Origin of the sequence: Amycolatopsis sp. cmx-4-54 (genome assembly GCF_046548895.1) — a bacterium.
In the GTDB taxonomy this organism is placed as follows: domain Bacteria; phylum Actinomycetota; class Actinomycetes; order Mycobacteriales; family Pseudonocardiaceae; genus Amycolatopsis.
In genome coordinates this window covers 629,434-646,248 of record NZ_JAEBEJ010000005.1, presented here as the reverse complement: position 1 = coordinate 646,248, position 16,815 = coordinate 629,434, and the positions used below count along the sequence as shown (strand labels likewise).

The following is a 16,815-nucleotide window of genomic DNA, read 5'->3' as shown; positions in this document are numbered from 1 at the left end:
TGCAAGTTACCGGGGGCGCACACCACGAGCGGGACGCGTTGAAGAGCGATCCCACCACGGCCAGGGGGTCGTACGGACGGTTCGACATCCCGCCGAACTGCGTGCCGTGGCTCTGCACCGCCGGAAGCAGCGATCCGGCGACGAACGTCACGGCGACCGGGAGATACCAGACCGGGCCGGACAGCCGGCGCCACTGCTCCGAGGCCCGCCGAAGGGAGACCTCGACGCGCTCTTATTCCGAACGGGTGAATCGCCGTATGCCAGCTCGGTGTTACGGACCGAGGGCATGACCGTCACGAAGACCGCGAAGTTGTGCGTGTTTCCCGCAGACGCGTAACAACTTTCGGCTTTCTCGCGGCATACCGGAGAGCCGTCTTGTTCCGGCCGGTCCCCGCGCAGAGGAGTTCATATGCCGAGTTCCCGTCGTTTCCCGTTCCCCCGAAGATCACGGCGCGCACTGGCGGTGGGCGTGGTCGGCCCGCTGGTCGGCGCGCTCGCGGTCGGTCTCGTCACCGTCGCACCCGCCGAAGCCGCCGTACCCGCCGGGTTCACCGACACGGTGGCGATCGGCGGGCTCAGCTCGCCGACCGCCACCGCGTTCGCACCGGACGGCCGGGTGTTCGTCGCCGAGAAGAGCGGCCTGGTCAAGGTCTTCGACTCGCTCGCCGACCCGACGGCGACGGTGTTCGCCGACCTGCGCACCCAGACACAGGATTTCTGGGATCGCGGCCTGCTCGGGCTCGCCGTCGACCCCGCTTTTCCCGCCAGGCCGTACGTCTACGTCTCGTACACCCTCGACGCGGAGCCCGGCGGGACCGCGCCGCGGTGGGGCGACACCTGCCCGACGCCGCCCGGTGCCACGGACAAGGGTTGCGTCGTGACGGGCCGGGTCTCCCAGCTGACGATGGGTCCGGCCGGCACGGCTGTCAGCGAAAAACCCCTGGTCACGGGGTGGTGCCAGCAGTACCCCAGCCACTCGGTCGGTGCGCTCGCCTTCGGTCCGGACGGTGCCCTGTACGCGGGCGGCGGTGACGGCGCCAGCTTCACCTTCGCCGATTACGGCCAGGTCGGGAACCCGTGCGCCGATCCGCCCTCGCCTGCCGGGACGAACCTCGCCCCGCCGAACGCCGAGGGCGGCGCGCTGCGTTCACAGTCACCGCGGCGCCCTGCCGGGCAGCCGATCCTGCTCAACGGAACGGTGTTGCGCATCGACCCGGACACCGGTGAAGGCGTCTCCGGCAACCCCTTCGCGAACAGCGCCGACGCCAACGCCCGGCGCGTGATCGCCTACGGTGCGCGGAACCAGTTCCGGTTCGGTTTCCGGCCGGGCACCGGCGAGCTCTGGGCGGGTGACGTCGGCTGGGACACCTGGGAGGAGATCAACCGCGTCGCCGACGTCGGTGACGGCGTGGCGGAGAACTTCGGCTGGCCTTGTTTCGAAGGCAACGCCAGGCAAGCCGGCTACGACGGAGCGAACCTCGACCGCTGCGAGTCCCTGTACTCCTCTGGTGGGCACTCCGCCCCGTACTACGCCTACAACCACCGCGCCAAGGTGGTGGCGAGCGACCCCTGCCCCACCGGAGGTTCGTCGATCAGCGGCATCGCCTTCGAATCCGGCAGCAACTACCCCGCCGAGTACTCCGGCGCGCTGTTCTTCTCCGACTCGTCCCGTGGGTGCATCTGGGCCATGCAAACCGTCGACGGCCAGCCAAGCCCGAGCCGTCTCGTGCCGTTCGTGACCGGCGTCAACGTCCCGGTGCAGGTGCTCACCGGACCGGGCGGTGACCTGTTCTACGTCGCGCTGGGCAGCGGCGAACTCCGTCGCGTGAGCCATCCCGGTGGCACCAACCGGCCGCCTTCCGCGGTGGCAACGGCGAATCCGACGAGCGGGCCGGCGCCGCTGACCGTGCGGTTCGACGGCACGTCCTCCACCGACCCGGACGCCGGGGACACCCTCGCCTACGCCTGGGACCTCGACGCGGACGGCGCGTACGACGACTCGTCGGCCTCCGCCCCCACCTGGACCTACACCGCGGCAGCCGCCGTCGATGCCGGACTGCGGGTGACGGACTCCCACGGCGCGAGCGCGACCACGAACGTGCGGGTGACCGTCGGCAACCCGGAGGGCCTCGACCCGGTGCCGGTCATCGACAGCCCGGCAGGCACGCTGACCTGGTCCGTCGGCCAGAACGTGTCCTTCTCCGGCCGCGCCGTCGACGCCCAGGACGGACAGCTCCCGGCGTCGGCGCTCACGTGGCGGTTCGCGATCCGGCACTGCGCGACCAACGGCACCTGCCATACGCACAACGTCCAGGACTTCCCGGGCGTCGCGGCGGGCTCGTTCGTCGCACCGGACCACGACTACCCGTCGTACCTGCAGCTGACCCTCACCGCGACCGACTCGACCGGGCGGACCGGCAGCAAGACGGTCGACCTCCAGCCGAAGACGGTGTCGCTGAACTTCACCTCCAATCCCAGTCAGGCGATGCTCACCGTCGGCGGTACGCAGCAGCGCACGCCGTTCTCCCGGACGGTGATCGCCGGATCCACCAACTCGATCAGCGCGGACAGCCCGCAGAACCTGCCACCGCTCAACATGAAGTACGCCTTCACCGGGTGGGCGCACGGCGGCGCGCGGACGCAGAACATCATCGCGCCGGGTACGTCCACGACCTACCAGGCGAAGTACCGGCTCTGCTGGCTGCTGCAACCCTGCTGAGGTCCACGGCGGGTTCGCGTGGCGTCCCTCCGGTCACGCGAACCCGCCGCAGCACGCTTTCCTTTGTCACGGAACACCTTTCACGACAACCGTAAGACCCTCGAAAGGATCGGAACCCACTCCGGGAACACCTCGTCGGATCGCCGATCCAGATCCGCACGAAAGGTGAATCCGATGAGCTACCCAGGCTTTCCCGACCAGCAGAGCACCCCGGCGTCGACCGTCAAACCCAGTGTGGCCATCGGGATCCTGGTCGCGGTGATCGCGCTCGTCGCCTTCTGTGTCACCGGTTTCGCCACGCCCGGTTTCCTGCTCCGCAAAGGGCCCGGGATCTCGCTGCCCGCCCCGCTCAGCAGCTCGTCACCCACGAGCACCACGGAAAGCCCGACCAGCACCAGGGTCGGCCGTCCGAGCCGCCAGCGGATCACCATAACCAGGCGCCCGGCTCCACCGCCGGAAAAGGGCATTCAGGTGATCGCGGACTTCCTCTCCAAGATCGCCGCAGGGGACAAACCGGCGGCGATCGCGCTCGCTTGCGAGGCGCAGAAGAGGTTCATGGACGACAAGATCGATTCTCTTCTCCCGCTGGGTTCGCACGTTCAACTGACGAACACCGGCGGGACGGCCAAGTTCGTCTTGGCCGACGTCGCCGGAGTCGTCAAAGGACGGTCCGCCAGGGGCACCGTGATCGCGGATCGCACGGAGGACGGCGCCTTCTGCATCACGACGTTCAGCATTCGCGACGCGTGATGATCACGACCCGTCAGTCGAGACAGAACTCGTTGCCCTCGATGTCCTGCATCACGATGCACGACTCGTTCTCCTCGTCGGCGAGCATGACCCGCTCGCAGACCGCGCCGAGCGCCTCCAGACGGGTGCGTTCGGCCTGGAGGGCGGCGAGACGCTCTTCACCGGCGAGCCCGGTACCCGCCCGCACGCACAGATGCACGCGGTTCTTGACGACCTTGCCTTCGGGGACACGCTGGAAGTACAGCCGCGGGCCCACGCCGGTGGGGTCGCTGCAGACGAAGCCGGCGTCCTGCTTCTCGGACGGCAGCGTGCGGGTGTAGTCGTCCCAGGTGGCGAACCCCTCCGGCGGCGACGGCACGACATACCCCAGCACCTCGCACCAGAAACGGGCGAGGCGTTCGGGTTTCGCGCAGTCGAAAGTGACCTGGACCTGTTTCACCGACACCATTAGACCACCCTAGTCGCTGTCGAACCGATCAAACCCGCGGCGCGCAGATCGGCCCAGAACTGCGCGGGCACCTCCGCAGCGAAGGACTTCACGTTGCGTCGGACCTCTTCGGCGGACCGCATCCCGACCGCGATGCCGGCGACGGCCGGGTGCTGGAGCGGGAAGGCCATGGCGGCTTGGGGAAGCGTCACGCCGTGCGCCTCGCACACGTCGGCGATCCGGTTCGCCCGCTCCACGACTTCCGGGGTGGCGGTCTCGTAGTCGAAGTGCGCTCCCGCGACAGGCCTCGGCACGGCGAGCAGCCCGGAGTTGAAGACCGACGCCGCGATCACCGACACACCGCGCTTCTCGCACGCGGGCAGGAAGGTGTCGAGCGCGCTGTGGTCGAGCAACGTGTGGCGGCCGGACTGCATGATCACGTCGACATCGGTCTCCTCGACCAAAGTGGTCAGCAGGGCCGTGTCGTACATGCCCGCGCCGATCGCGCCGACGATCCCTTCCGACCGCAGCTCCGCGAGGGCCGGGTAGCCGTCACGCAGCGCGTCGTCGAAGAACTCCTCGGCGTCGTGCAGGTACAGCACGTCGATCCGGTCCAGGCCCATCCGCTGCAGGGAATCCTCGACGCCGCGCCGGATCCCGTCGCGCGTGAAGTCGCGTACCCGGCGGTGCGTCGCGGGGACGTGGAAGCCCTCTGGATCCCTTCGCCCGGCCGGATCCTGGGGAACCAGCAGGCGGCCGACCTTCGTCGACAGGACGAAGGAAGCACGCGGCCGCGAGCGCAGGAACTCGCCGATACGGCGTTCGGAATGCCCGATCCCGTAATGCGGTGACGTGTCGTAATAGCGGATCCCGCCGTCCCAGGCCGCGGCCAGTGCCCCCGCCGCGGTCTCGTCGTCCAGCGGCGCGAACAATCCGCCGAGCGGCCCGCCGCCGAACCCCAGCCGCGTCACCTCGACAGCGGTGCGCCCGAGTCGGCTCGTCTCCATCCGCCCCCCTTGATCGGCCCGGCGACCACGGTGCCACATCCGGGCGATCCCGTCCCGCGATTTATTCGCCGCCGGCGAGCCACTCCGCGCACGGCACGACCTCGAAGCCCCTGCTCGGGAACACCTTGTCGACGAAGAAGCCGTGCATTTCCGGATCGCCGTCGGCGCAACCGTCGCGCAGCACGGTCACGTGATAGCCGCGGTCCGCCGCGTCGTAGGCCGTCGCGGCCACCATGGCGCTGGTCGCGACTCCGGCGATCGCGACCGTGTCGACGCCCCTGGCGCGGAGCACCAGGTCGAGATCGGTGCCGGCGAACGCGCTGGCACGGCGTTTCAGCACGACCACGTCCTCGTCGGCGACCGGCAGATCGAGCTCCGTCCCGGCCGAACCCTCGTGGAAGGTGTTCCCCGCGCCGTGGAACGTCTTGAACAGCTCGTTCCCGGGCGGCAGGTCGGCCCCGTTGCCACGGAGTGCGAAGTGGACGAACACGACGAGTGCCCCGGCCGCACGCGCACGCGGCAGCAGATTCTTGATCGGCGGCAGGACTGTTCCGGTGAACGGGTAGTTGCCCGTGATACCTCGCTGGAGGTCACCGATGATCAGCGCGGTGGTCATGAACGGAAGCTACCCGATCGCCCGTATACAACGGGCCGCGTTCCTGGCGGTTCGGCCTCGTACCGGGTCGTACTCGGCTGAGCCGCCTGTGCCGTCAGGGGCCGCCTGCGACCGGCCGCTGCTTTGCCGTGCCTGAGCGCGTTCAGGCGACGAAGATGCAGAACGGGTGCCCTGCCGGATCCGCGTAGACACGCAAGGGTTCTTCGGGGTCTTCGCTGCGGTCGTACCGGAGCCGACCGCCGAATTCGAGGACGCGGGCGTGCTGCGCGTCGAGGTCCTCGACCGAGTCCACGGTCAGGTCGAGGTGCAGTTGCTGGGGCACCGGTTCGGCGTCCGGCCAGCTCGCCTCTTCCAGCCGGTCGACCTCCTGGAACGCGAGTTGTGCCCCGCCGTCCGGATTCCGCAGGACCAGCCAGTCCTTGTCGTCGGCGCCGTCCCGGGGCGGTTCGTCGCCGGGCCGGTACTCCCACACCAGCAGCCGCCGGTAGAACTCCGCCAGCCCACGGACGTCCGTGCAGTCCAGCACCACCTGACGGAACTTCGGACCCGTTTTCCGCTCAACCATGCCGATCATCTCCATCGCGTCTATCGAGCACCGCGAGAACCTTTTCACACCAACGAATGTTCTCCTGTTCGAACGCGATCCCGCGGGCGAGGGTGAGATACGGCCCGACACGGGGAGCGGTGGCGAGGAACTCCACTTCGGCGGATTCGCCGAGCAGACGCTCACGAAGGCGCTCGAAGCGTTTGAGTTTCGTCTCGGCGATGGCCATCCTGTCCGCGACGGCGCGCCGGACCTCCTTGTCGTCGCCTGCTTCGAGGGCCTGGACCTGGACCAGCAGTTCGTCGCGGATCGCGGTCGGTTTCGGCGCCCGGGTGGTGAATTCGGCGAGTTCGGCCGCACCCGCGTCGGTCAAGGAGAATAGCCGCTTGGTGGGGCGCCGTCGCTGTTCGACGACTCGCGCCGCCACCAGGCCCTGCGACTCCATTTTGTCCAGTTCACGGTAGAGCTGCTGCGGTGTCGCGGTCCAGAAGTTGGCGACCGACGCGTTGAAACTCTTCGCCAGGTCGTAGCCCGAGAACTCGCCGTCCAGGAGCGTCGCGAGGATCGCGTTCCGCAGCGCCATGGCGCGATGATAGTGCCGTGCGGACTAGTCGCAAAGTTGATTGGACAGGTGGCGCGGTGATCACCTACGCTCGCGTCATCTACTCAACAAGTTGACTATGAGGAGATCGCGATGCCCACGTTCCGTGAAGCGGTCGAAGCGAAGGACGCCGCCGCGATCGAGGCGTTGCTCGCCGACGACGTGGTCTTCACCAGTCCGGTGGCGTTCAAGCCCTACCAGGGGAAGGCGATCACCGCGGCGATCCTGCGTGGTGTGCTGCGCGTGTTCGAGGACTTCCGCTACGTCCGCGAGATCCAGGACGGCGCGCACCACGTGTACGAGTTCGAAGCGACCGTCGACGGGCTGGAGATCAACGGCTGCGACCTCCTGACCTTCGACGCGGACGGCAAGATCACCGACTTCAAGGTGATGGTCAGGCCGTTGCGGGCGGCCGAAGCGCTCGCGGCGCGGATGGGCGCCCAGTTCGAGGCCATCAAGGCGGACGCGCTCGGCTGAGGCACCCGATACCGGCGCGTCACGCCTGCCGTCGCACCATTTGTCCACCAGGGACACTTTGCGACTTCTCGCGCGGGGGTCGTGAGTGAAAATGAGCGTTGGAACGACCATTGCCACTCACGACCCGAGGCAGCGCTCGCACCACGAGACGCCTTACCCCGCGCGTCACACCTGCCGTCGCACCATCTCGGCGATCCAGACGGGCGCGAACGGCGACGTGCAGTTCGGCGGGGTCGGATAGTCCTTGAGCACCTCGAGGCGCTCCCCGATGGCGATCGCCCGGGCACGGTGCTCCGCGTGCTCGATCCCGATCTGCGCCAGGCAGTGGTTCATCGCCCATTGCAGGCGCTCCGGCGCGGCCTTCATCTCCGCTTCGATGACGTCGAGCAGGCGGGTGAGGTCGAGACCCTCGGGCTTCTTCGCCACGCGTTCGGTGGTCAGGGCCCAGCCGGCGCTCGCGACCACGGGGTCCGGATCGGCGGACCACGCCAGGCGCAGCTCTTCGGCGTGCGGGTTCTTCTTGACCACGTAGTTCACGAGCCAATCGTGCACCTTCGGGGTACGCGCCTCGCGCACCATGCGATCCAGTTCCTCGCGGTCGAACGCCTTCGGCCGACAGATCAGGAGCGCGAGCAGTTTCGCCGCCGTGTCGCCCGTTTCCCACAGCTCGCGCGCGAGCTCCTGCTGGGTTTTCAGCCGCTTCGCGAGCGCGCGCAGCTTGCCGAGGTTCACCCCGTGGTCGTCGCCGTGTTTCTCGTTCACCTGCCGTACGCGCGGGTCCTCGAGCGCCGCCAGTTCGGCCATCACCTCGGCCGTCGTCGTCCCGGTCACCTGGCCAGCCTACGAGGCGCCCGGGTGAAGTGCCCCTCCACCCGGGCGCCGCGCCGTCAACCGCGTCGTGCCAGGTCGTCGGCGTGCTCACGCAGGAGCGCGGCCACCCGCGGCCAGCCGACGTTGATCCGCCGCGCGCAGCCACGATGCCGCTGCGCGAGCTCCCCCGAATCCCCGTCCTGGACGGTCAGACCGGTGGCGAAGCCTTCCCGGAGGTACCCGCCGTCGGCGACGTCCAGGACGTCCCGGACCGGCTCCGGTGGCCATCCACCATCGGGAACGGGGGAACCGCTCGCCAGCAGGGTGCCGATCGCCCGATCGCCGAACCCCGCCCGGCCGCGTTCGGCGAACTCCGCGCGGGCCCGCGAAACCCAGTCCTTGAGCGCGGCACCGTCGAGACCGGCGTCGGTGGCGCCCGGCATGGTGCGCGTCTCGAAGATCGTCAGCCACGCGCCGACCAGTTCCACGCTCGGCGCGCCGTCGTCCGCGGGCTGGATCCGGGTGCAGAGATCGACGAACGCGCCGGGGTCCTCGGCGAGGATCCGCTGAAGGCTTCGTGGTTTCCGGTGGTGTTTGAGCGCCGCGTGGAACCGCAGTTCCAGCCGCGCGACCGCGACGTCCGAACCGCCTGCCTCGGCGAGGTGGTCCAGCAGCGGCCCTACGTTCGCCACGGCCTTGCGGTCGGGTGCCTCGACCCCGTCGGAGGATGCCTGGAGCAGCACGTCCTCGACCAGGGACACCGGCAAGGACGGCGGTTCGGCGGCGCGCACGGCCAGTGCGAGTGCCTTGACCGCGGCCCACGGCCGGCACCGCGCGAGTCGCGTGACGAAGAACGATTCCTGGCCTTCGGGCAGCGGCCACGGGGCGACGTGCGTCCAGTAGCCCTCGAGGACCGCGTCGTCCGCGGCTTCGAAGAGCGCGGGCGCGTGGTCCACCGGAATGGCGAGGAGGTAGTCGACCAGCCTGTCCTGTTCCTTGAGCTGCGTCGCTACCCCGTGCCGCCACTCTTCGCCCTGGGACCGCGCCATCTCGCCCGCCCAGCCCGCCGCCCAATCCTCGCGCCCGAGCTCCGCGAGCGCGTCTTCCTGGAGGTCGTCCGCGGCGACCTGGGCCGCGACCACCCCGACCAGCCGGGGCAGAGCGCTCTCGGCGGCGAGGGCGCTCAGCCCGGCGGCACCGTGTTCGCGCAGGACACCACTGACGGCGTCGCGGCGAAGACGCTCGATCTCGGCGTCACGCGCGTCCGGGTCGAGGGATTCACCGCCGTCCAGGTACGGATTCCGGCCGAACAGCAGGCCGTGCCGCCCCGGGTTGACCGCGGGCTCGACCATTTCGGCGCAGGATTCCAGCCACTGCAGCAGTTCCTCCGGCAGCGTCCAGCCGGCGCCGTCGTGGTGACGGTGCTCGGCGATCACCCCGGTGAGCAGGCCCCACAGGCGGAGACGTTCGTCCGCCGAGAGACGTTCGGCGTCCAGCCTCGTGAACGCTTCCACGACGCGATCCCACTGGGCGGTGTTCAGCTCGGGCAGCCGCTCGAAGAACTCGCACCACCGATGAGGCCGTTCCGCCAGGGCCGACAGCGCCAAGGCCACCAGCTCGTCTTCGAATTCCGGCCCGTCGGTGACGGCGACCGGCGGCACCGGGACCGTCCATTCGAGACGGACCTGCGGCCACTTCGGGTTCGCGAGAAGGTGTCCGCGCGGGCCGCGCAGCAAAGCGAGCGCCAGCCGCCAGCCCGTTTCGGGCGACCTGCGGCCGATCGCCTTGACCAGTTCGGTCCGCTGACCGGTGGGCAGGTCGAGATACGGGTACCACGGCTGCACCAGGGTGATCAGGGATTCGAGCGGCTGGTCGCCCGCCTCGCGGCCGGGCCGCGTCAGCTCGGCCAGCAGCGAGACCACCATCGGCAACGCGTCGTCGGACCGGCTGACCGTCTCCAGCGCCGCGATCAGACCGTCGGAACTGCCGCTCAGCGGTGACGGGTCGCTGGTCAGCGCGTGATCGACGGCGCCGAGGAACTCGTGAGGAGCGGCTTCCGCGAGCAAGGGCAGCACGTCCGCGAGCGACCGCCAGAGCACCCCGTCCGCGTCGTCGTTGGCTTGACCGAGCACTTCGCGGACGAAGCGCGTGGCATGGTCGGCGCACGCGAGTCCGCCCGGCAGTGTCGTCTCCCCTTCGGACGCCAGGAGCGCCGCGCTCCGCGCCAGCCCGTGCCGCAGTTCCGCCGACCACTTCCGCCCAGGCTCCCGCTCGGTGAGCACCTTGACGGCTTCCTCGTGCCAGCGCCGCAGCTCCTGCGCGCCGAGCCTGCCGTGGAGGAGCGCCCAGGCATCGTGCGGATCGGCCAGCCGCACCGTGTCGCCCGACCGGGCGAGCAGCGGATCGTCGCCGGCCTCGGACCTGGCGAAGAAGCGGGTGAGCTCGTCGATCTCCCGCCCGGCGATCGCGGCGATCTCGTCCAGATCGTGCCGCGATCCGGCCGACCACCGGCCGATCAGCAGGAGCGGCGCGGCGAGATCGCGCTCCAGCGGGTTCACCCATTTCGGGAGATCACCGGCGACGGCCAGCTTTCGGCGCAGGGCGCCAAGACTCAGCCGGACGACGTCCGCGTAGGCGGTCGCATCGGCGGGCGGGATCCCCGCCGCGGCGAACACCTCCGCCGCCTCGTCACGGGGAATACCGGGCAGCTCCAGGAGATCTGCACCGTTCCGGTCCGGCGTTCTCCGCACGACGACGACATGGCCGCCACCGGTGTCCTCCCCCACCTCGACGCCGTCCACCACCGCGACGAAAGGTCCCTCCAGATCGCGGCAATGACGCCAGCCCTCCGCGCTGGACACCCGGACCGCGCGCAGGCCCGGCCGCTGGGCCGCCACCGCGGTCGCGACGAACGCCGCGGCTTCGGTCCGGCTGCCGGCGTAGACAGGCAGGACCGACGGCGCGGCGTCCAGCCAAGCGCAAAGCCGGTCCACTTCGCGGGCCCGGCCGAGCACCGGGAGTTCCTCGGGCAGAACGGGCCGTGTCTCGTTCCGCCAGGATTCGAGCCACTCCGCCAGGTCTTCGAGCCCCTGGACGACACCGATGCCCAGCTCCGGCGCGACGCGGGTCAGTTCGGTGATCAGGCCCGCGATGTCCTGTTCCGCCGTGTGCCTGCCGAGTCGCCGGTACCGCGGGCGAGCGAGCCCGGCGATCTCCCCGGGCATCGCGGCGTCGTCGATAAGGACCGGAACGATCTTCTTCCCGAGGCGCAGCGCCTCGGTGATCTCCTCCCGGACCCCGTCGTCCAGTCCCTCGGCGCCGATCGGCACCACCAGGACGGACGCGGAGCCGCCGGACCGGACGATCCGGTCCTTCCCGAACACGTGACCGAGACTCCGGCCGAGACCGTCACCTTCCCGGGCGGTGATGAAGATTCCTGCCATGATGCGAAATCCTTTCCAGCGAGCACAGTTGACGATGCGTACGGCGGTGGTTTCACCCGGCTTCGCGGCGGGCGCGGGCGAGCACCTCCTCGACGCTGAGCGGACTGGCCGGATGGTGGGTGAGGCACAGCGGAGTGGTCACCCGCTGGAAGCCGAACGCCTCCCCCGACACGTAGAACTGGGCGCGTTCCAGCCGCGAGATGTCGTCGACGGGGCTGCCCTTGGCCCTGGCGAGTTCGTTGGCGGCGGCGATCTGGGCCGGGCTGTTGAGCCTGCCGAAGAACTGCGTCATCGCGTTGCCGACGACCTGGTTGTGCAGTCCCTTGGGCGCCTGGGTGGCGAACAGCAGCCCCAGGCCGTACTTCCGGGCCTGCGAGGCGAGCACGATGGTGCTGCGGGTGCTCGCGGTGAGCGTCCCCGACGCGGCGAGCATCTGCGCCTCGTCCATGACGAAGAGGGCGCCGAGTGGCCGGTCACCCGCCGGATTCCGCTTGGCCCAGGCGAAAAGCTCCATCTGGAGCTGGTTGACGAAGTTCTGCCGCTGTTTTTCCGAAGGCAGCCCGACGAAACTGATCACCGAAACCCTCGCTCGCTTGCCTTCCCCGGGAGCGAGCAGGAGCGCCGGGTCGACGGGATCGCCGCCGCCCGCCAGCAGTGGATCGTTGACCATCGAGGCCTTCAGCAGCTCGGCCAGCTCGGCCGCCCGCCTCCTCCCGCCGTTCAAGGTGCTCACCCCGTCGGGCAGGTCTTCGAGCACCTCGATGAGTTCGGGCAGGCTCCGTGACCCGGTACGGGCGTGGTGCACGACGGCCTGCCGCAGCACCGCGAGCCCGAGGGTGGTCTTCGCCGTGCCGCCGGTCAGCTTCACCTGGGGAGCGAGGGTCGCCACCGCGACCTCGACGGCCGCGTTGAACTCGTCCTCGTCGTCGAGGACACCGGCGAAATCGGGCAACGGCTGGAACGCGAGCGGCCGCCCGCCCGCTCGTCCCGGCGTCCACACGACGATGTCGGTCTCGGCCAGATACCGCTTGGCGAGCTCGGCGTCGTCCGCTCCCCACGCCTCGGGCGGCTCCGGCCAGGCGTCGCCGAGCCGGGCGAGGTCGTTGTTCGGATCCAGCACGATCGCCGAAACGCCCTGCAGCGCGCATTCCTCCACGATCCGCCGCAGCAGCACCGTCTTCCCGGAACCCGAACCGGCGAACACCGCGGCGTGCTTGCGCAACGCCGCCAGTTCGATCCGGAGCGATTTCCCGCTGCCGGTCACGGCGCCCAGCGTGATCTCGCCTTCGACGGCCTCCGCGTGTGCCTCACCGGATCCGGACGCGGAGCGCGGAAGGGGCTCCGGCAGGACTTCCGCCAGGAGTTCCGACCGGCCGGCGGGGCGCCGGTCGACCAGCCACTCGTGCAGTTCCCGGCTGCCCTCGGCGAACATCTTGTCCAGCGCCCAAAACGTGCGGATGTCCTCATCGGACAAGCGGCGTGACTCGCCACCATCCTTCTTGAACTCTTCAAGCTCCTCTTGGGTCTTGTCTCCCCTCGACCAATCCAGGTTGCGAATCAGGACAAGATGGCGATTTTCCGCGCCCTTCCGGACTCCGGCCGCCGACCGCGCCTTGCGGAACCGGTGCAGCGCAGCGATGGGGTGCGACGCCGCGATCGCCCGGAACGCCCAGTGCTCTTCCAGATCCGACGCCTCGTCCAACGTCCGGGTGAGCCAGGCATGCAACTCGTTCCGATCGCTCTTCGCCCCGTGGACCCATTCCATGTTGTCGTCACCCACCTCGGTGATCCATCCCCGGAGCGCGGCGGACAGAAGCCGGGGCATCACCTTGTCCTCGACCTTCGGATCCAGCAGTGCCGACGGGTCGGCATCCGAGCGATGCTCCTCGAATCGCTTGTCCAGTTCCACGAACCGATCGGCGGCCATCGCCGGCCGCGGCGGCACGACCGACCGCGCGCCACGTTCGTCGAACGTGGTCAGTTCGGTGATCCGGCCTGCACGCACACAGGAATCGATGTGCGCGACGATCCGTTTCAGGACGTCTCGCGGTGACATCTCCTCCCAGACGCCGTCGAACGCGACCGGTGACACCGGCCAAGTGGGGTGGGGCGGCACGAACTTCATCGCCTCGTACGCGACTCCGAGCCGCTTCTCTACCAGCGCCCTGCCAATTTCCGCATCCGTGACCCGGCCGAGGAACTCGGCTTCACGAAAGCGGTCCGGAACCGTGTCGGTGGCCTTCCTCTTGAGCAACTCCCAGGTTCCGGGCAGGCAGGCGAGCACCGTCATGGTCCGCCGGGTCGCTTCCCGCAGACCCATGAGTCCGTCCGCGATCTGCGCTACGAGCAGGTCCTCCTCGGCGTTGCCGCGCACCTGCTCGGTGGCCACCGAGGAGCGAGCCACCAAGGTGTCGAGCTGATCGACGGCGATCACGATCGGGCCGGTGAGCGCGAGCAACCGCGTGATGTTCCTGACCTGGGTCTTCGCGGACTTGGGATCCGACCGGATCCCCCATTTGCGACGGTCCCCGGACTTCGACTCCGGGAACACGCCGAGGTAGTCGTCCCCGACGTAGTTCTTGCGCGGATCCTCGCTCGCGTAGAGAACCAGCGCCCGTGCCGTGTCGGCGCATTCCCTGGCGACGTCCCGATCGAAGGCGCGCAGGCCGTCGACGAACGTGTCGACGTCGCCCTTCGACAGGCCACGCTCGCCCAGAATCTTCTTGGTGACTTTCGCGTCGATGCTCGCGCGGAGGCACACACGACGGAGAAAGCTCGTGAGCTGAGGGAAGCCGGAGCCGTCGAGCCGCGACAGACCCCGGCGCATCGCCTCCGCGGTGTTCTCCCAGAACGCGTCGCCCGCCGTGAGGTCGTTGAGGAAGAAGTAGCCGCGGGCACCGTGGGCCTGTTTCCGGACGAGGCCGAGCAAGTGGGTCTTGCCCACACCCTTCTTCCCTTGGAGGACCAGTCCCATCGGGCTGGGGCCGTCGCTGGAGACGGCCTCCTTGATCCCCGCGCTGACCTGTGTCAGGACGCCGGTGTGCAGGCCGTCGACGTGATACGGCGAGTCACGCCACACGTGATCGGGTGTATCGGCCCAGTCGAAGCGCAGGGCCGCGAGCGCCGCCTGGGGATCCATCACGGCTCCTCGATCGAGAGCAGATGGTTGTCCTCACCGCCGATACGAACGGCTGCGGCGTGAGCGGCGGCGGTGAGTGTCTTGCGGTTCGACTCCGGGACAAGACGGATCTGCCCGGAGCGGCTGAGTTCCTTCAAGACCGCGTCCACGTCCACACTGGACGCTTCACCGAGCATCGGCCGCAGATCTACCAGCCCGACCCAGTCGCGGGGAGCGTCGGACAACTTGCGGTAGGCGATCCGGATCCGCGTCTCTATCTCCTCCGCCGTCACCTCGACGTCGGGCATGAACAGGTCGGCGAGCCGGAGCTTCTCCCGCCGGAGATGTCTGCCGAGCCCGCCGAGCACGACGTACAGGGCGCTGCCCAGGCTGGTCCGGGGCGAGGGTGCCTCTCCCGCGCTCAGCTCCTCCTCGCACCAGGCCCAGCCGCGCTCGGTCAGCTCATGGAAATAGGGCCGGCCGCGCTGTTCGCTGACCACCAGGTCGAGGCCGTTGAGCTGACGGCGTTCCTTGCCGTCGAGGGCGAAGCCCACGATCTCGCGCAGCTCCGGGTTCGACACCTCGCGGGCGACCACCATCAACGCGAGCATCGCCGCGGTCTGCTTCTGTCCCAATCGATCCGTCATCCGTGATCCTTCCGTACCTGGTTGCTATTGATCGAGGAATCCGCTGAATCCTTGGCTTGTCACCCTGGCCTCCGAGGTCCGCACGGCCCACTCGATCGCCGTGCGGGTTTCGGGCGGCGCGAGCACGCGGCGTTCCGGATTCGTTTCGGTCGTGCGGGTCCGCGTCACCGACATGAGTTCCTGGGCGAGGTCCTGTACCCGCTCCCGGTCCCCCGCGCCGATCGCGATCTGCAGCTCGGCGACGATCTCGTCCACCAGTCCCCACATCAGCGGGCGCAGCCGGGCGTGCGTGGCCTGCCGGAGCACGCCCGCCACGTCGAGCTCACCCGGGTCGACGAGGGCCGTCGTTCCCGTGAGCTGGTCCACCAGGCTCTTGGCGATCTCCATCGGCCCGCGGGACGGGCCGAACTGGAGATGCCGCAGATTGCCGACGTAACCCGGCAGGGTGTTCGGCTTGGTCTCCTCGGTGAGCACCGGGACGACGCGACGATCCTGGCCGAGCGTCCGGTGCACGAACAGCTCGACCTCGGCCGACTGCCACCGGCTCACCTCCCGGTCGACGATCAGGCACAGATGTTTCGCGTCGTCCTCGGTCTTTTCGAGCATCGACCGTTCTCCGGAGAACGACAGCACCGGCCGGACGCCGAGCTCCACCAGGTACTTCATGAGTTCCTCGGCGAGCCGCATCGTCGGCCTGGTCGTGCTGACCCGGACGTCGTGGGCGAAGGTCCGCTTCTCGGCGCGGACCCCGGCGACGTAGGCGTCCCGGTTCTCCGCGAGCAGGTCGGTCCGGTCGAAGTCGTGCGCGACGACCGCGGCGACCGTCTCCAGCGCGAAACTGATCTGGTCGGGGGCCGGGCTGAGCTCCGTCATCACCGGAAGCTGCTCGCCGAAGGTCCAGAAGGAGACATACGGCAACGTCAGATGACGGGACATCACGTCGGGCGAAACGTCGCGGTCGAGCCAGCTGCGGAACAGGTCCTTGGTCTCTTCGAGACAGATGCGGCGCCACTCCTCCGAGCGGGCGTACTCCTCGCGGGCGTCGAATCTGGACAGCACCGGGAGGACGGTCAGCTGCGGGCGGTCGTAGGGCATGCGGTCGCGGGCGGCGTTGGCCCGGTCGGCGATCTCGACCGCGCCCTTCATGCTCTGCACGTTCGCCGTGAAGAGGACGACGAGCCGGTCCGGCAGATGGGCGGTGCAGATGCCGCCGATATCGGAGATCCCGGTGCGGCTGTCGATGAGGACGTAGTCGTAAGCCGCCGTCCACTGTTCCCGGCACAATTCGAGGTAGTCACCGAAACCCTGTTCGTACAAGGCTTCCCAGTCGAGGTCCTGTACCCGCCGGACGTAGGCGTCGTCCGCCCGGCCGGCGGTGATGACGTCGAGCGTCACCTTTCCGGTCAGCCGCGTCGTATGCGCGCCGGGTCGGAGCCTGCCCTCGCGGAAGTCGTCGATCAGGTCCACGACGCCACCACTCGGGGGCGCGCTCATCATCGGCCGGAAGTAGGTGTCCAGCCCGGGCGCTTCGAGGTCCCAGTCCAAACACAACACCCGTTTTCCCCAGCGTGCCAGTAGAACGGCGATGTTGGCCAGGGTGAAGCTCCGCCCGACACCGCCCTTGTAGGAGTAGAAGGTGACCACGGTTCCCGGCAT

13 protein-coding genes are annotated in these 16,815 nt (G+C 69.1%); 3 read left to right on the top strand and 10 right to left on the bottom strand.

Annotated elements, in window-relative coordinates; translation table 11 throughout:
- Positions 1 to 409 precede the first annotated feature (409 nt).
- Positions 410 to 2,719: a PQQ-dependent sugar dehydrogenase gene (locus ACLJQ7_RS20245; protein WP_410649737.1), complete on the top strand. Its 2,310-nt coding sequence runs from the start codon at positions 410 to 412 to the stop codon at positions 2,717 to 2,719.
- A gap of 174 nt (positions 2,720 to 2,893) precedes the next feature.
- A complete protein-coding gene (locus ACLJQ7_RS20240; protein WP_410649736.1) occupies positions 2,894 to 3,469 on the top strand; it encodes a hypothetical protein in 576 nt (191 codons plus the stop codon).
- Between the two features lie 13 nt (positions 3,470 to 3,482).
- Here ACLJQ7_RS20240 and ACLJQ7_RS20235 read toward each other — a convergent pair whose 3' ends face one another.
- From ACLJQ7_RS20235 to ACLJQ7_RS20215, 5 genes are all read right to left on the bottom strand, one after another.
- A complete protein-coding gene (locus ACLJQ7_RS20235) occupies positions 3,483 to 3,917 on the bottom strand; it encodes a VOC family protein (RefSeq protein ID WP_410649735.1) in 435 nt (144 codons plus the stop codon).
- Positions 3,917 to 4,903 carry an aldo/keto reductase gene (locus ACLJQ7_RS20230; RefSeq protein WP_410649734.1) on the bottom strand — a complete coding sequence of 329 codons (987 nt, stop codon included), beginning with the start codon at positions 4,901 to 4,903 and terminating at the stop codon, positions 3,917 to 3,919. The genes ACLJQ7_RS20235 and ACLJQ7_RS20230 overlap by 1 nt, the downstream gene beginning before the upstream one ends.
- A gap of 61 nt (positions 4,904 to 4,964) precedes the next feature.
- On the bottom strand, positions 4,965 to 5,519 hold the full coding sequence (locus tag ACLJQ7_RS20225; RefSeq protein ID WP_410649733.1) for a cysteine hydrolase family protein: 555 nt from the start codon (positions 5,517 to 5,519) through the stop codon (positions 4,965 to 4,967).
- Between the two features lie 142 nt (positions 5,520 to 5,661).
- A complete protein-coding gene (locus tag ACLJQ7_RS20220) occupies positions 5,662 to 6,084 on the bottom strand; it encodes a VOC family protein (protein WP_410649732.1) in 423 nt (140 codons plus the stop codon).
- The gene (locus tag ACLJQ7_RS20215; RefSeq protein WP_410649731.1) at positions 6,077 to 6,646 is read right to left on the bottom strand and encodes a PadR family transcriptional regulator; all 570 of its coding nucleotides are present in this window, start codon (positions 6,644 to 6,646) and stop codon (positions 6,077 to 6,079) included. The genes ACLJQ7_RS20220 and ACLJQ7_RS20215 overlap by 8 nt, the downstream gene beginning before the upstream one ends.
- Before the next feature lie 111 nt (positions 6,647 to 6,757).
- On the opposite strand from ACLJQ7_RS20215, the gene ACLJQ7_RS20210 reads away from it, so the two are divergent.
- The gene (locus ACLJQ7_RS20210; protein WP_410649730.1) at positions 6,758 to 7,141 is read left to right on the top strand and encodes a nuclear transport factor 2 family protein; all 384 of its coding nucleotides are present in this window, start codon (positions 6,758 to 6,760) and stop codon (positions 7,139 to 7,141) included.
- 165 nt (positions 7,142 to 7,306) lie between these two features.
- Here the strand turns inward: ACLJQ7_RS20210 and ACLJQ7_RS20205 are convergent, their stop codons facing one another.
- The 5 genes from ACLJQ7_RS20205 to ACLJQ7_RS20185 are packed head-to-tail and all read right to left on the bottom strand — an operon-like array spanning position 7,307 to position 16,815.
- On the bottom strand, positions 7,307 to 7,972 hold the full coding sequence (locus tag ACLJQ7_RS20205; RefSeq protein ID WP_410649729.1) for a DNA alkylation repair protein: 666 nt from the start codon (positions 7,970 to 7,972) through the stop codon (positions 7,307 to 7,309).
- Between the two features lie 56 nt (positions 7,973 to 8,028).
- A complete protein-coding gene (locus tag ACLJQ7_RS20200) occupies positions 8,029 to 11,394 on the bottom strand; it encodes a hypothetical protein (RefSeq protein WP_410649728.1) in 3,366 nt (1,121 codons plus the stop codon).
- A gap of 52 nt (positions 11,395 to 11,446) precedes the next feature.
- Entirely contained in the window at positions 11,447 to 14,533 is a 3,087-nt protein-coding gene (locus ACLJQ7_RS20195) for an ATP-binding protein (RefSeq protein ID WP_410649727.1), read from the bottom strand.
- Entirely contained in the window at positions 14,533 to 15,159 is a 627-nt protein-coding gene (locus ACLJQ7_RS20190) for a hypothetical protein (RefSeq protein ID WP_410649726.1), read from the bottom strand. The genes ACLJQ7_RS20195 and ACLJQ7_RS20190 overlap by 1 nt, the downstream gene beginning before the upstream one ends.
- 24 nt (positions 15,160 to 15,183) lie before the next feature.
- Positions 15,184 to 16,815 (bottom strand): CATRA system-associated protein, encoded by a 1,632-nt coding sequence (locus ACLJQ7_RS20185; protein ID WP_410649725.1) that lies wholly within the window; start codon positions 16,813 to 16,815, stop codon positions 15,184 to 15,186.

Bases quoted from the DNA above. Each gene is read 5' to 3' on its own strand.
- ACLJQ7_RS20245 (WP_410649737.1), top strand. From the start codon at position 410: ATGCCGAGTTCCCGTCGTTTCCCGTTCCCCCGAAGATCACGGCGCGCA.
- ACLJQ7_RS20240 (WP_410649736.1), top strand. From the start codon at position 2,894: ATGAGCTACCCAGGCTTTCCCGACCAGCAGAGCACCCCGGCGTCGACC.
- ACLJQ7_RS20235 (WP_410649735.1), bottom strand. From the start codon at position 3,917: ATGGTGTCGGTGAAACAGGTCCAGGTCACTTTCGACTGCGCGAAACCC.
- ACLJQ7_RS20230 (WP_410649734.1), bottom strand. From the start codon at position 4,903: ATGGAGACGAGCCGACTCGGGCGCACCGCTGTCGAGGTGACGCGGCTG.
- ACLJQ7_RS20225 (WP_410649733.1), bottom strand. From the start codon at position 5,519: ATGACCACCGCGCTGATCATCGGTGACCTCCAGCGAGGTATCACGGGC.
- ACLJQ7_RS20220 (WP_410649732.1), bottom strand. From the start codon at position 6,084: ATGGTTGAGCGGAAAACGGGTCCGAAGTTCCGTCAGGTGGTGCTGGAC.
- ACLJQ7_RS20215 (WP_410649731.1), bottom strand. From the start codon at position 6,646: ATGGCGCTGCGGAACGCGATCCTCGCGACGCTCCTGGACGGCGAGTTC.
- ACLJQ7_RS20210 (WP_410649730.1), top strand. From the start codon at position 6,758: ATGCCCACGTTCCGTGAAGCGGTCGAAGCGAAGGACGCCGCCGCGATC.
- ACLJQ7_RS20200 (WP_410649728.1), bottom strand. From the start codon at position 11,394: ATGGCAGGAATCTTCATCACCGCCCGGGAAGGTGACGGTCTCGGCCGG.
- ACLJQ7_RS20195 (WP_410649727.1), bottom strand. From the start codon at position 14,533: ATGGATCCCCAGGCGGCGCTCGCGGCCCTGCGCTTCGACTGGGCCGAT.
- ACLJQ7_RS20190 (WP_410649726.1), bottom strand. From the start codon at position 15,159: ATGACGGATCGATTGGGACAGAAGCAGACCGCGGCGATGCTCGCGTTG.
- ACLJQ7_RS20185 (WP_410649725.1), bottom strand. From the start codon at position 16,815: ATGCCGGGAACCGTGGTCACCTTCTACTCCTACAAGGGCGGTGTCGGG.